The organism is Flavobacterium adiutor (assembly GCF_048282555.1).
Lineage (GTDB): Bacteria > Bacteroidota > Bacteroidia > Flavobacteriales > Flavobacteriaceae > Flavobacterium.
In genome coordinates this window covers 3,531,095-3,545,694 of sequence record NZ_CP182487.1, presented here as the reverse complement: position 1 = coordinate 3,545,694, position 14,600 = coordinate 3,531,095, and the positions used below count along the sequence as shown (strand labels likewise).

The 14,600-nt window shown below is 33.7% G+C and carries 15 protein-coding genes; 3 read left to right on the top strand and 12 right to left on the bottom strand.

What is annotated here, in order from left to right; translation table 11 throughout:
• Positions 1–68: 68 nt before the first annotated feature.
• From pncB to ACNC7R_RS15020, 4 genes are all read right to left on the bottom strand, one after another.
• Positions 69–1,244: a nicotinate phosphoribosyltransferase gene (gene pncB, locus ACNC7R_RS15035; protein WP_417941890.1), complete on the bottom strand. Its 1,176-nt coding sequence runs from the start codon at positions 1,242–1,244 to the stop codon at positions 69–71.
• Between the two features lie 84 nt (positions 1,245–1,328).
• Positions 1,329–2,309 (bottom strand): transglutaminase domain-containing protein, encoded by a 981-nt coding sequence (locus ACNC7R_RS15030; protein ID WP_417941889.1) that lies wholly within the window; start codon positions 2,307–2,309, stop codon positions 1,329–1,331.
• Complete coding sequence (locus ACNC7R_RS15025) at positions 2,306–2,836, bottom strand: NADPH-dependent FMN reductase (RefSeq protein ID WP_417941888.1); 531 nt, start codon at positions 2,834–2,836, stop codon at positions 2,306–2,308. The genes ACNC7R_RS15030 and ACNC7R_RS15025 overlap by 4 nt, the downstream gene beginning before the upstream one ends.
• A gap of 130 nt (positions 2,837–2,966) precedes the next feature.
• Positions 2,967–4,424: a TonB-dependent receptor gene (locus ACNC7R_RS15020; RefSeq protein ID WP_417941887.1), complete on the bottom strand. Its 1,458-nt coding sequence runs from the start codon at positions 4,422–4,424 to the stop codon at positions 2,967–2,969.
• 89 nt (positions 4,425–4,513) lie between these two features.
• On the opposite strand from ACNC7R_RS15020, the gene ACNC7R_RS15015 reads away from it, so the two are divergent.
• Together ACNC7R_RS15015 and ACNC7R_RS15010 are read left to right on the top strand one after the other, a co-directional pair.
• Positions 4,514–5,278 (top strand): MBL fold metallo-hydrolase, encoded by a 765-nt coding sequence (locus tag ACNC7R_RS15015; protein ID WP_417941886.1) that lies wholly within the window; start codon positions 4,514–4,516, stop codon positions 5,276–5,278.
• Positions 5,279–5,290: 12 nt separating this feature from the next.
• Positions 5,291–5,794, top strand: coding sequence for a hypothetical protein (locus ACNC7R_RS15010; protein WP_417941885.1), 504 nt, complete (start codon positions 5,291–5,293; stop codon positions 5,792–5,794).
• A gap of 76 nt (positions 5,795–5,870) precedes the next feature.
• Here the strand turns inward: ACNC7R_RS15010 and ACNC7R_RS15005 are convergent, their stop codons facing one another.
• The 4 genes from ACNC7R_RS15005 to ACNC7R_RS14990 form a co-directional block, all read right to left on the bottom strand.
• A complete protein-coding gene (locus tag ACNC7R_RS15005) occupies positions 5,871–6,515 on the bottom strand; it encodes an alpha/beta hydrolase (RefSeq protein ID WP_417941884.1) in 645 nt (214 codons plus the stop codon).
• 108 nt (positions 6,516–6,623) lie between these two features.
• Positions 6,624–6,950 carry a hypothetical protein gene (locus ACNC7R_RS15000; RefSeq protein WP_417941883.1) on the bottom strand — a complete coding sequence of 109 codons (327 nt, stop codon included), beginning with the start codon at positions 6,948–6,950 and terminating at the stop codon, positions 6,624–6,626.
• A gap of 5 nt (positions 6,951–6,955) precedes the next feature.
• The gene (locus ACNC7R_RS14995) at positions 6,956–8,209 is read right to left on the bottom strand and encodes a dihydroorotase (protein ID WP_417941882.1); all 1,254 of its coding nucleotides are present in this window, start codon (positions 8,207–8,209) and stop codon (positions 6,956–6,958) included.
• A gap of 131 nt (positions 8,210–8,340) precedes the next feature.
• Complete coding sequence (locus ACNC7R_RS14990) at positions 8,341–10,269, bottom strand: BatA domain-containing protein (RefSeq protein WP_417941881.1); 1,929 nt, start codon at positions 10,267–10,269, stop codon at positions 8,341–8,343.
• 212 nt (positions 10,270–10,481) lie between these two features.
• Here ACNC7R_RS14990 and ACNC7R_RS14985 point away from each other — a divergent pair, with 212 nt between their 5' ends.
• On the top strand, positions 10,482–11,594 hold the full coding sequence (locus ACNC7R_RS14985) for a lactonase family protein (protein ID WP_417941880.1): 1,113 nt from the start codon (positions 10,482–10,484) through the stop codon (positions 11,592–11,594).
• A gap of 87 nt (positions 11,595–11,681) precedes the next feature.
• Here the strand turns inward: ACNC7R_RS14985 and ACNC7R_RS14980 are convergent, their stop codons facing one another.
• The 4 genes from ACNC7R_RS14980 to ACNC7R_RS14965 form a co-directional block, all read right to left on the bottom strand.
• Entirely contained in the window at positions 11,682–13,031 is a 1,350-nt protein-coding gene (locus ACNC7R_RS14980) for a DEAD/DEAH box helicase (RefSeq protein WP_417941879.1), read from the bottom strand.
• Between the two features lie 144 nt (positions 13,032–13,175).
• Positions 13,176–13,307 carry a transposase gene (locus ACNC7R_RS14975; protein WP_417943176.1) on the bottom strand — a complete coding sequence of 44 codons (132 nt, stop codon included), beginning with the start codon at positions 13,305–13,307 and terminating at the stop codon, positions 13,176–13,178.
• Positions 13,308–13,357: 50 nt separating this feature from the next.
• Positions 13,358–13,660: a transposase gene (locus tag ACNC7R_RS14970; RefSeq protein WP_417941878.1), complete on the bottom strand. Its 303-nt coding sequence runs from the start codon at positions 13,658–13,660 to the stop codon at positions 13,358–13,360.
• Between the two features lie 153 nt (positions 13,661–13,813).
• Complete coding sequence (locus ACNC7R_RS14965; protein ID WP_417941877.1) at positions 13,814–14,056, bottom strand: transposase; 243 nt, start codon at positions 14,054–14,056, stop codon at positions 13,814–13,816.
• Positions 14,057–14,600: the final 544 nt, after the last annotated feature.

Below are 14,600 nucleotides of genomic sequence, written 5' to 3'. Positions count from 1 at the left end.
GTTTAAATCGATTTGTAAATAATAAGTCTAATAAATTATAAAAAAAACTGATTTTTCAGCAAAAAAGACTATTTGATCCCGAGTACTTGTCGGGTTAACGCAATCATTTCGGGTGTTCCTGTGTTTTTGTTTTTTTCGTCAGAGAGTTTTACAACGCCTTGCCAATGTGCATGGTCTGGTTTTGTTTCCGTTAGTTTAATGACCATATTCATCGATGGAAGTCCGACATCATTGGTAAAATTAGTCCCGATTCCAAAAGACATCCTGATTTTATCCCTGCAGAAATCGGCTATGATTTTTACTTTATCAAAATTAAGGGAATCGGAGAAAACAATCGCTTTAGATTTTGGGTCAATTCCCATTTTGGTATAATGCGAAATTACCTTTTGAGCAAATTCTATTGGATCACCGCTATCATGTCGTACCCCATCAAAAAGTTTGGAATATTTTTTATCAAACTGACTGAAGAATATGTTTGTTGTATAGGTATCAGTGAGAGCGATTCCGAGATCGCCTCCGTAAACTTGTGTCCAGTGTTCAAGACTGATTGAATTAGCCATTTTAAAACCATATTGTGCACCATGAAACATAAACCATTCGTGTGCATGTGTTCCTAAAGGTCTGCGGTTATTGAGCATGGCAAAATGTACGTTACTGGTTCCCATGAAGCTTCCTGAACCGTAAGCTCTCAGCGTTTCATTTACTAAATGATGGACATCGTAAGAATGACGGCGTCTGGTTCCAAATTCCAAAACAGAAACGCCAAGTTTATTGTAGTTGTCGATTTTGTTTTTAGTCAGTTCTTTTATCGCATCATCATTTAAACGGATTAAAAGATTCGATTTATAAAAAAGTTCAGAAATTAAAGCCATCAGGGGTACTTCCCATAAAATAGTACGATACCAATAGCCTTCAATGGTAACTTTGATTTCTGAGCCTTTCTGCGTGATCTCGACTTCTGAGGGATCGTAGCTATAACCTTGTAGAAAATCTAAATAAGTAGGATCGAGATATGGACAGTAGTGTGATAAATAATTTTTTTCTTCTTTGGTTAATCTCAGATCTGCCATAGCATCTACTGATTTTCGTAGTAAATCGGAAAAACCTGGTGGAAAAGTATGTTTGCCTCGATTGATAAAACTATAACGGACCCGGTCTTTTGGAAAAAGCCTGATTACGGCGTGCTGCATCGTAAATTTATAGAAATCATTATCTAAGATTGATTTCAAAAAAGTTGTTTCCATAATTCTGGGCGTTATTATTTTATCATTAACTACTAAGTTACATCAATTCAGTAAAATAAGAAAGTAATTTAGTTAGCGGTACTATTACTTTTGAATTACTTTAAAAGAAGCAATACTGTTTGTGTTTAGATAAAATGTAATATAATTTCCAATAGTATTATCAAAAGTAACCTGAAATTCTAAAACACCTCTTTTTTCTTTTGAGTTTGTTATCCTGACAGGCTGGTTCTTTTTATTGAGGTAATAAAACTGATCTGATTTTGAAATGTTTTTAATGGCAAAAGTTATTTTATCGCCATTATTGATTTCGATTATTCCAGATTCCGGGGCTATGATTTTATTATCACCAGCAATAGTTTTATTGTATATTAAAGGACCGTTTAGAAACTCATCTTTATTTAATTTTCTGTTAAGAAAGAAACCCGAATCAGGAAAATGTTTTGCAAAAAAATAATCAGATTCAGTATCAAAATAGACCGGATCAAAATCTTTTACCATACTGCCTTTACTGCTGTCGTAATAGCCTTGTCCCCAGGTAACGTCAACTAAACGCCATTTTCCATCAATTAAAACGATGTTCCATGCATGATTTGAAGAAGTGCTTTTTCGACCAATATCAGCAAGTCTTGTTTTGGAGTCACCTCGGATAATTTCTGATTTAATTCCCACCAATGCAGTTAGATGCTGGTATAAAAGAGTAAAACCTTCGCAGACTGCTTTTTTAGATCTGAAAGCCTTTTGAATTATTTGGTTATTAAACTCTTGTATTTTTCTTTGTTTTTCCGCTTCATTCCGATAAGAAAAACGCATTGATGCAGGAGGATTCAAAAAAGCATCATAATCATATTTGATGTTAAATGCGATCCAGCTGTAAATAGCTCTTGCTTTATCATAATCAGAGTTGAAATCCTTGTCGATTTTTTGAGCTAATTCTTCGGTGCTGTCAAAACTTTTAGGGTATTTCATGATAATCCCGTCAACAGTATTCCGTTTTTGAGAGTAGGACAAATGAAGGGTTATGGCATTAAAAAAAATAAAGGCAAAAAAGAATGGTTTAAATTTCATGAATTAAAACTGTTTTTTACAATAGTTTTTAGTTCATTATCGAATTCGGGATTTGAAATTTCATTTTTCTCCAAGTCAAAATTCGCATTGAAGGAAGGTAAAGAAAAAAGGCCTTTTACCTGAGCACCATATCTTGGGAAGGCAGTTTTTGCAATTTCTAAAACCGAAGCACCACCTCTTGTGCCAGGGGAGGTCGCCATTAATAGCATTGGTTTTTGCTGAAACACGTCTTTTATGATTCTGGAGCTCCAGTCAAATATATTTTTAAAAGCAACTGAGTAATTTCCGTTATTTTCAGCCAAAGAAACTACCAGTATATCAGCACTTTCTATTTTTTTTAGAAATGATTTTGCGGTTTCGTGCTGGCCTGTTTCTTTTTCTAAGTCAACGCTAAATAAAGGCATTTCAAAATCATTCAGATCCAAAACTTCTATTTCTGCATTTTCAAATTGATTTGCAGCATAAGCGGCCAAATGTCTATTGATGGATTGTTGGCTGTTGCTTCCGGCAAAGGCTATAATTTTCATGGTTTGTTTTTTATTAAAAATACTAAATTTAAATTACAATTAAAAACGCAGTAAACTGAAATAAATTTTACAAAAAAAAGTCCAAAATGAATGATTCTTTTGGACTTTTATGATTTTTAATAAAGTAAATTTAATTCTGTTCTAATTGTTTTTCCGGATGATAACCAAAAAGATGGTGTTCTTTTATGATTTCAGCAACTCCCGATGGAAGCATTGGTTCCCAGCCAGGTTTTCCCTGTCCAATCATTTTTAAAACTTCACGAGAGAATACATTTAGAATATTAGGATTATAGTCAACAATATCAACTACTTTTCCGTTGAATTTAAAGAATTTGTATAATTCTTTCATTCTTGGATGTACTTTTAGGTTTTCAGAAGTAATAATTTCGCCATTCTCGCCCAGCATTGGGTATAAAAATACTTTCATATCGCGGTAGAATAATTTTCCAAATGCTTCAAGAATTCCACCACTTAAATGGCGGTAATATTTCTCGTCAAAAATGTCAACTAAATTATTTACCCCCATTGCCAGTCCCATACGGGCTTTGGTATAGTTAGAGAAGTATTCAACAACCTTATAATATTCCTGGAAGTTAGAAATCATAACGGTTTGTCCTAATGAGCAAAGCAATTCAGCCCTGTCCATAAAATCACGTTCATCAATTTCTCCGTCTGAACGCAGATTTGAAAGCGTAATTTCAAAAACGACTAAAGTATTTTCTTTCTCAACTTTGTTTTCTTCCAGAAACATTTTTAAAGATTTCCTGTACATGTCCACATTTACATTGGTAACAGGACGAAAACTTCCTCTGAAAGCAAGAAGGTTTTTCTTGTATAAAATTGCTGCCGGTAAAATATTCTTTCCTTCCGGATTAAACATTACGGCATCAGTCATACCGTTTTTAACTAACTGCAAGCTCATCAGACGATTGTCAACATCGGCAAAACGAGGTCCTGAGAAATTAATCGTATCGATTTCCAACTGATCTTTGTCTAAATGATCATATAAGTGTCTAAGTAATTTTTTAGGGTCATTGTATGTGTAGAAAGCACCGTAAATTAGATTAACACCTAAGACTCCTAACGTTTCCTGCTGTAATCGGGCATCGGTTTCTTTAAAACGAATGTGAAGAATAATTTCGTTATAAGCTTCGTCAGGTTCAATCTGGTATCGGATTCCGACCCATCCGTGACCTTTAAACTGCTTAGCAAAATCTATCGTGGCAACCGTATTGGCATAACTAAAAAAAAGTTTGTTCGGATGTTTTTCACGGCTTAAACGTTCTTCAATTAGCTCTCCTTCAAAGGTTAACATTTTTTTGAGTCGGTTTTCGGTAACATATCGTCCATCGCTTTCGATACCATAAACTGCGTCACTAAAATCTTTATCATAGGCAGACATTGCTTTTGCAATTGTTCCTGACGAACCTCCGGATCTGAAAAAATGTCTTACAGTTTCCTGTCCGGCACCAATTTCTGCAAAAGTTCCGTAAATATTTTCGTTTAAATTAATGCGTAATGCTTTGTCTTTTATGGAAGGAATCTGAGCGATGACCTTGTCACCTTTGAGTTTTATTTCTGTGCCCATTTTATTTTGAATAGATTTGTTACAAAGTTAGTAAATTAGCGTTCTAATGAAAGAGAAATAATCCCTATTTTTGTAAAAAAAAAGTTCAATTGAAGATTTATTTTTTAGGTACCGGTACTTCTCAAGGTATTCCCATCATTGGGATTGATCATCCTGTTTGCAAGAGTTTAGATGCTAAGGATAAAAGACTTCGAGTATCGATTTGGATTACATGGGGAGAACATTCTTATGTGGTAGATTGCGGACCTGATTTCAGGCAGCAGATGCTTTCCTGCGGCTGTCGAAAACTTGATGCAATTTTATTCACACACGAGCATGCTGATCATACGGCTGGTTTGGATGATATTCGGCCTTATAATTTCAGGCAAGGGGAAATTCCCGTTTATGCCCACAAGCGTGTGATTGAGAATTTAAAAAAGCGGTTTGATTATGTTTTTGAAACCGTAAATAAATATCCGGGTGCGCCAAGTGTAAAAACAATTGAAGTAATCAATAATGAGCCTTTTGCGATTGGAGATAAAATGGCTGTTCCGATAAATGTCATGCATGGTGACTTGCAGGTTTTTGGCTACAGAATCGATGATTTTGCTTATTTAACAGATGTCAAGACAATAGAAAAGGCTGAAGCAGAAAAATTAAAAAATCTGAAAGTTTTGGTTGTGAATGCCCTGCGTGTAGAACCCCATGATACGCATTTTAATTTGCAGGAAGCACTTGATTTTATCCATTTAGTAAAACCTGAAAAAGCTTATCTGACACACATTAGCCATGTTTTGGGATTTCATGAAGAAGTACAGAAACAGCTTCCGGAAAATGTTTTCCTGGCTTATGACAACTTAGAAATTACAATTTAATTATACCTACAAATGAAGAAATCCTTAATGCTTTACCTTTTTTTATTAGCAATTCTAATGAATATTTTTACTTATATGTTTTACAGCAGAGAAGTGAAATTTGAAAAAGAACGATATGATAAAACGACGAAAAAGCTTAGAGACAGCATCCATCTGGTTTCGGCAAAACTGGCTGAATCCAACTATTTTTCGTTGGAAAACAATGAAAATGCCCAAAATTATTTTGATAACAGCGCTTCTGGCGGAAAGGTAATTTTATATGAAAAGCTGATTCCGGTAGTGACTGAAAAATTATTAGACTTAAATGCAAATCCAAACGGGAATCCTTACACAGGACAGGATAAAATTGGTCCCAATAAATTTATTATCAATAAAGTGAAAATATTAAATCACAGATGGATAATTGCTGATTACAGTAATGGTGAATTATGGGGAGAGGTATTGTTGAAATACTTTGTTGACGATAAGGAAAACATAAGTTTTGAAGTAAATCAAACCTGGTTATATCAAAAATAAAAAATACTGTTTTTAGAATTAACTATAAAATCCGATACAGTTAATGTATCGGATTTTATATATAAGCTGTTTGCAACTATTTTGCCAGCCAACTTTTAAAATCAAAGAAATTCTGGGGTGCTACACCATGACCAACCGGATATTCCTTATAAGTAACCGGAATATTTAAATTTTCTAAAATAGAAGGCGTTTTTCTGGCCCATTCGATTGGAATAACCTGATCTACAGTTCCGTGTGAGGCGAATATTTTCAGGTTTTTAAAATCATTTTTTTCATAACCTTCTTTTATAATTTCTTCATTAAAATAACCGCTCATTGCCACAACCCGCTGAATTTTTTCAGGATAGGAGAGTGCAGTAGCATAACTTAAGATAGATCCCTGACTGAAACCAATTAAAGTTATATTATTAGCGTCAATTGGATAATTAGCTTTTAATTCATCAATAAAATTTGCAGTAGTATCACGAGATATTTTAGCTTGTTCATTATCTGAAAACTTATTCTGGTCGGCGTCAAAATTGATTGCATACCAGGCATATGATCCGTATTGTAAATCATAAGGAGCTCTTGCTGAAATCACATAATAATGATCCGGAAGTTCTGTAGCAAAAGAGAATAAATCAGCTTCGTTACTGCCGTATCCGTGTAATAAAAGCAACAACGGATTTTTATCTAAAATTACTTTTGGCTCTTGTATTTTATATTCTAAAGATAAATTCATTCTTAATTAAAGTTATGATTTTTGAGTTATAAGTTAGGAGCTTCCTTAGGAGCCTAACCTTGACAAAGCTTTTGGGATTTGGAATTTGGAATTTGTTTTTTGGGATTTTTATCCAATGGATTTAAACCATTTCTGGTATAAACCGCCAACTAAAGGCATTGGTCTTGTCTGTCCTTGTATGGCACTAAAAATTCCATAAGTCCATAAAACAGACATACAAATCCACATTGGAAAAGTAATTAAAAAACTGTCAAAAGGACTGATAATTAAAGCCAGCGAAATAAAAGTAATGGATAATCCTAAAGCCTGGCGAATGTGAAAAGATGCAAAACTGTTTTTGTTTTCAGCGTTCATTGACATCGCAATTAAAACGCCAATGATCAAAATATAACTGGTAATAGCAATTGATTTTCCTTCTTCTACTGAATTATTCATTTTAATTATTTTATAACAAGTTGATTATGATTTAAAATTCCGTACACGAAACCGTTGATTTCAGTTCCTAAAAAAGCAGAATTTTTAGATTTTGAAAGAATGTTTTCTTTCGTAAAAGTTGACTTTCCTTCCGGAGTAAAGAATGTAAAATTAGCTTTAGCCCCTTCTTTTATGATGTTGTTTTCTAAACCGAAAACGTCTCTTCCTGAAGTTAATTTTGCTACCACAGTTTCTAAAGGTAAAACCGTTAATAATGCTCCAAAAGCACTTTCTAAACCTATAGTTCCGTTTTTTGCAGTATCAAATTCCATTTTTTTGAATTCAATATCAATTGGGTTATGATCTGAAGTAATCATATCAATGGTTCCGTCTAAAACGGCATTTATAAGAGCTGTTCTGTCAGCTTCGCTACGCAATGGAGGGGTAACTTTAAAGCGGGTATCGAAACCTTCCAGCTTTTCATCTGTCAAAACTAAATGGTGTACAGAGACGCTACAGGTTACCTGTAAACCTTTTGCTTTAGCTTCTTTAATTAATTCGACTGATTTTACTGTGGAAATAGTTGGAATATGAAGTTTTCCACCAGTGTATTCCAGTAAAAATAAATTTCGGGAAATTTGTAATTCTTCGGCTAAATTCGGAATTCCTTTCAAACCTAATCTTGTTGAAACAATCCCTTCATTTGCAACTCCGTTTCCTTTGATGTTGGCATCCTGCGAATAGGCAATTACCAAACCATCAAAATCCTGCACATATTGTAGGGCGATTTTAAGCAGATTGGCGTTGTCCAGACTTTTATTGTAATCTCCAAAAGCGATGGCTCCGGATTTTTTCATGTCAAACAATTCTGCCATGTCTTTTCCTTCGCTGGCTTTGGTCAAGGCGCCAATAGGAAATAATTCTGTGGCAAAACCATTTGCTTTGTTTTTTACAAAATTTACCTGCGATTGATTATCAATTACAGGATAGGAGTTTGGTTGTAAAGCAATGGTTGTAAATCCGCTTTTTGCAGCAACATGCAATCCGTTTGCTATAGTTTCTCTGTCTTCGTAACCAGGTTCTCCAAAAGAAACACTACTGTCAAACCAGCCTTGAGAAAGATGTAAATTTTCCAGCTTAACTTCGGTTGAGTCGTCAATGTCAAGAATGGAAGTTCCTATTTTTTCAATTAAACCATCTGCAATTAAAAGATCAACTGTCTGATTGTGAAACGGACTTTCTGGATCGATAATTTTGGCGCTTCTGATGATTATTTTCATATGTAGAGAAATTTATTTTTTACTTAAAGATTCCGTTTTGTCATTTCGACTAAGGAGAAATCGCATCCAGAATTCCATATAGTTCGTTCTCAGCGTGTGTGATTTCTCCTTCGTCGAAATGACAGTGAAATCTATTTTACAAATTTAATAATGGCCATTTCTAATGCTAAAAATAACAGTGCAAAGATAACAAACCATTTCCAAATTTGGCTGTCAGTTCGTTCTGTTTGTAGTGTATTAAAAATAGTTGAAATCGTATCGGCAGTCTTAAAATCTGAAACTACGTTTGTGTTTACCTGATTCAAATCACTTTCGCTTCGGTTGTAATTGAAACTCAGGTTTTCGACTGATTCTTTTTTATCAAAAACACTGTAATTTCCGGCCGTTTCCGGGAAATCATTGAAAGTTAATTTGACCTTATTGTTCAGGATCTGCTGAATCGGAATAAACGAATCTTCAGTTCCTTTGACTTCTAAAATAGCATCTTTACTCAATAATACATCCACAAAATAAGGCTGATTATTACCGATTGTCAGCGCATTTACACCAGTTTTTTGATTGTTTTGCCCCATTTTATAAAACAAAGGCACAATTAGCGGAGACTGCTGAAAGTTAGAATTCGTACTATTTATTGGTGCTGCAAAAATAGTAATCCCTGCAACCGCATTCTGAATCATGGTCACAAACGGACTTTGATCTTCATAAGATAAAACAGCAGGGTATGGACTCGAAAGATCAAAAGAAGAATTGGTTTTTGGATACTGGAAATTCGTGATTTTATTCTCAAAAACACCTGAAAACAACGGATGGTCAAAATTGATTTTTGTGATCAGTTTACTTTGTGTTTTTAAATTGTTGAATTGTATTTTTCCAAAATTCGCTAAAAAAGTATTTAGATTTGGAACAGAACTTTTTTCAGACGGAATAATAACCAGATTACCGCCTTTTGAAACAAAAGTTTTTAAAGTCGTCTGCAAAGCCTGCGGAATTTCAGTTAATTCATTCAGAATTATAGTGTTTTGCTTTTCTAAGTTATTGTAATCTAAAGAACTTATAGAGTAATTTTTGTAATTGAATTCTGACGGAGTATAAATTCTCGATAAGAAGCCGCCTTTTTCCGGTTCTCCAATACTAATCACATTTGTTTTTTTAGCTTTTGAAATGCTGAAAAAAAGTGTATTGTCATAAGAAAGAGCGTTATCTTCGATTGTCACATAACCATGAAACGCTTCTTTTGGAATGGTGAAATTTACTTTCTTTTTCTTCGAATCAAAATTAATAATCGTTTTGGCAATTAACTTTTTCTGATTGTACAATGCCATCGAAACAGGTCTGAAATCTTCGCCATATGCGGATAAATTGATTCCTATTTCGTAGAAATTTTCTAAAGTCTGATTGATAAAAACACTGTCAATGGAAATGTTGTTTTTTTGTTCTGCTTCAGGAATTATAAAATAAGGCTTTTCTTCGAAATCAATATTTTCCACCTCTTTTTCAGCTAAACCAACAGCATCAGAAATAATAACAATATCTTTTTTATGTGCTGATTTGTGTGCTTTTATCTTTGCTGTTATGGCGGAGAGTTCAAATGGAGTTGCACTGTATTTTAGATTCTGCAGCGAACTTTTAACCGATTTGATATCTGTGTTCCAGAAGTTTTCGGTATTGGTCAGTAATGAAAATTTAGCTGCTTCTGGTGTATTTTCCAATAATTCCTGAACAGCACGTTTTAATAATTCTCCTTTTTTGCCTTTCGCCTGCATACTAAATGAATTATCAAGGACAATGTACATTTCGTTTGAGATATTTTTACGGTCTTTAGCTTGAAAAAAAGGCTGGGCAAAAGCAATAATAGCACATGTTAGAAGCAATAAACGGGTTGCCAGCAATAAGCGCTTTTTGATTTTCGAACTTTTACGTGTTTGAACCGCAAGTTCTTTTAAAAATCGGACATTTGTAAAATAAGAAGTTTTAAAACGTCGTAATTGAAATAAATGAACCAAAACTGGAACAATCAATAAGAACAGAAAGTATAGAATTTCGGGGTGTTTAAAATGCATTCAGGGTTTGATTTATTTCACTACTTTATACATTTCGCGAATGTGCCAGCCAAAAATACAAATTTGTTGAGAGTTAAAAGCTTTCAAAGCAGGATTTTTATTTAAAAAAGTATTTGAATCATATAACTTTTTGAAATTCATTTATAAGCGAAAAATCAGCAGTAAAGGATATTATTACTTATTTTAGCTAATTCAAAAAACCACTTTATAATATGAAAAAAATGTTTTTAGTACTATTTTCAGCTTTAGCAGTTACCGCCTCAAAAGCTCAAAATAAGTTTAATTTGTTGGTAGGAACTTATACCAATACGTGCGATAGTAAGGGAATTTACGTGTATGAATTTGATGCTAATTCAGGAGATTTTAAATTAAAAAAATCTTCAGAGGGTGTTGTAAGTCCGAGTTATTTATCGGTTTCCGCAGATAATAAGTTTGTTTATGCTGTAAATGAAAATGGAAAACAAAGTACAGTAAGTGCTTTTAGTTATGATTCTAAATCAGGTACAATAAAATTAATAAATAAGAACGATGCCTTGGGTGCAGATCCCTGTCATTTGATTAATGACAGCAAAAATGTCATTACGGCTAATTATTCTGGTGGGAATATTGCCGTATTTAAGAAAAATGCTGACGGAAGTATTACAGAGGGGCAACAGCTCATTCAGCACGAGGGCAAAGGCCCGAATGAAGCACGTCAGGAAAAAGCGCATATGCATATGGTTGCTTTTTCTCCAGATAAAAAGTTTGTTTTAGCCAGTGATTTAGGTTTAGATAAAGTTTTTATCTATAAATATAATCCTAGTGCCGCACATGAAATTTTAAAATTAAAAGAAAGTGTAAATGTAAAACCAGGAAGCGGACCAAGACATTTGACTTTTAGCAAAGATGGTAAATTTGTTTATCTGATTCAGGAATTAGATGGAACACTGACGACTTTTAGTTATGATAAAAGCGGCAATTTAAAACTTTTAAAATCAACCAATATTATTCCGAAAGATTTTAAAGGGGCCAACAGCTCTGCTGCTATCAAAATTTCGCCTGATGGTAAATTTTTATACGTTTCAGACCGCGGTGATGTAAATATGATTACGGTTTATAAGATTCTTAAAGACGGTAGTAGCACTAAAGTAGAACAAGTAAGCACACAGGGAAAAGGCCCTAGAGATTTTGCGATTGATCCATCTGGAAATTTTCTTTTAGCAGGGTATCAATACACCAATGATATCATTATCTTTAAAAGAGATAAAATTACCGGAAAGCTTACTGGTACAGGTAAGAAAATTGAATTATGTTCGCCGGTAGGATTGGTTTTTACTAAAATATAGTTTTTTCAAATTCCCAAAAAAGTCCAAATTCTAATTTTAAAAGTCAATTTGAATTTGGATTTTTTTATTGGGATTTACTACCTGTTGCTATTTTTTTTTCTTCTTCTTTTCATTTCTCGTCTTTAGCATGTTTCTGTTAACAGAACCATGCGTTTTCTTTTTCGTTTTTGAAGGTCCGCCCAAATTGACTTTTTGATTCTTTTTAGCTTTTTCATGAAAAGCACCGTCTCCCTCCAGCTTTACTTTTTTCATCAAAAACTTAATCGGCTGTTTGTCTTTTTCAGGTTCGATTAGTTTAGTTGAAATTTCAACTTCTTCAGGGAAATCAGTAATTTCAAGTTCCTTATCCATTAAAAGTTCAGTCTCTATTTTAAATTCTTCTTCTCTTGGAGTAACAAAACTTATTGCTGTTCCCGTTGCATCTGCACGACCAGTACGGCCAATTCGGTGCATATACAACTCAGGCTCTTCAGGAAGTTCAAAGTTGATTACGTGGGTGATATCAGAAATATCCAGACCTCGGGCCATAATATCAGTTGTTATTAAGCCACGAAGATTTCCTTCCTGAAATTCGGCCATCGTACTCAAACGGTAATTTTGGGATTTATTAGAATGAATTACACCAAATTGTCCTTCAAAAAGCTCGTCAATCCGATTGAAAAGCATATCCGAAATCTTTTTGTTGTTTACGAAAACTAAGATACGGCTCATACTTTCATCAGTCTCCAATAAATGTTTTAACAAATTTACTTTTGTATTGAAATTCGGAACGTTATAGGTAATCTGGGTAATTTTTTCAAGCGGTGTTCCTGAAGCAGCAAGAGTAACTTCTTCGGGAAAATCAAAATAATCATTTAAGATATCGTCAACTTCATCTGTCATTGTAGCAGAGAACAAAATATTCTGACGTTTGGTTTTCATCATAGCTAAAAGCGAAGTAAGCTGTGGTTTGAAACCTAAATTCAGCATTTCATCAAATTCATCAATAACCAGTTTTTGGGTTTCATCAAATCGAACAACAGCGTCAAGGGCTAAATCCATTGTACGACCCGGAGTACCCACTAAAATGTCAACACCTTCGTAAACGGCTTTTTTTTGTGTATTAATATTTACGCCACCATAAATCCCTAAAGTTTTAACCGACATATAAGTCGTTAATTTCTCTATTTCTTCCACAACCTGAACAACTAGTTCGCGGGTTGGAACCAGAATTACGATTTTTGGGGTGTTGGTATTGGTGAATTTATATAATTTTAAAAGAGGCAGTAAATAAGCAAATGTTTTACCGGTTCCGGTTTGTGCAATTCCCATCATATCTCGTCCGGACATAATTACAGAAAAAGATTTTTCCTGAATAGGAGTAGGTGTAACGAACCCTAATTCGTCAACAGCTTTTTGTAATGATTTTGGAAGATTGAATTTTTCGAAAGTACTCATTTGCATTAATTTTTTGCAAAGATAGCATTAAATCCCCTTTGTAAGAGAGAAATACGAAAAACATCGTGAGACTGTTATGTCTTTTATGGTAAAATAACTATCCGTAACTAGTACTATGTTGTTTCTAAAGAAACAATCATAATTCTATAGGATTAGTCTATTTCCAAAATATCTTCTGTTAAATTTGTAGCAGAACTCGTCAAGGTAATTTTGGACATACTGTTTGTTTATAGTATTGTGGTGGATTCCTAACAGTACTTTTTTAGCATTGCTAATCGTTCTATTTACCCAAGGAAAAACTTTCGCAGATTTATTCTTGTCAGGCTCTAAACAACCTGATGTTTTGCTATTACTTCTTTTAGTTTAGAATATCCTTTATAACGATCGCAGATCACTGAAGCTGTTTTTTCTACTGATTTCTGAATTTCTTTATTAATGGTTTCAGATTTCAAGTCTTCCATAACAACCATTTTCAAGTAGCCTACTTTTCTATTGGGTTTTCCTTTTTCTGGTGCAGAAATATTAGGCTCTGATTCAACCATCACCAATACTTTTGCTTGTCTTTCACTCCCACGACCTCTTTTTTTGTTTAGGATCTTTGTTGTCAACGCTTTCAAAGAAGCCTTCATCAAATTCTATGTAATCGTCCAATTTATATTTATCATCACGTTTACTCATTATTCTGCCTATTTTGGGCATCATTAACCAAGATTGGCTCATAGCGCTTATGCCCCAACATGCGTTGCATTTCTAATGCTGAAAAACTTTTTTTGAGAGTGTCATTAATTCAATGTAAAGCATCCAATATTGGAAAGGCAAATTAGATTTTCTATTACCGTCCCTGAGCGAAGACTAATGCGGCTTTCACACTTTTTGCATTGAAATTTTAAATCAGTTTTCCGAAAAGAATGCTCTGTATGTTGGCATTTTTTACAAACAATTCCTAGTTCAAGTCGTTTTTTCTTGAAGCCTTCAATACAAGAAGATTCATCAGGATATTTTTCAAAGAATTTACGCAAATTCATAACTGTTTATTTTTGATTATTTATCGAATATAAGACAATAAAAAAAGTACAATATACGGATAGTCATATTATAAATTATTACCAAAAAACTCATAAAGAATGGATGTTGGGCAGTTTCGTTAACCCCAGATTTCATTGGTTCGGGTGTTCGTGAACTACAGAAAGGAATGAAACGTATAGGCTAATTTATCGAAAACCCGAGATAAATAACACCAAGGACCTCTGACTCTCATTAAGACCTCCATTCTTCTCCTGCTGACTATTACTTTCCTCTTTTCTTATTCATATTGATTCAATCAATGGTGTAAATTTAAATACCCAACATTGAATCGTCGCATGATCAACTTACACTCTAAACAGTTTTATTATCTCTTCTATGTCTCTACAAATTAAACAAAATCTAAGTCTAAAATAAGCCTCCTGAAGAATGAAATTTCGGAAAACAATGACCTATGGTACGCATTAACACTATGTTTTTAAAATACAAAAAGAAATAGTTCAAACTTATCTAACATGATCTAAATCTCATACACATTTTTTTTAA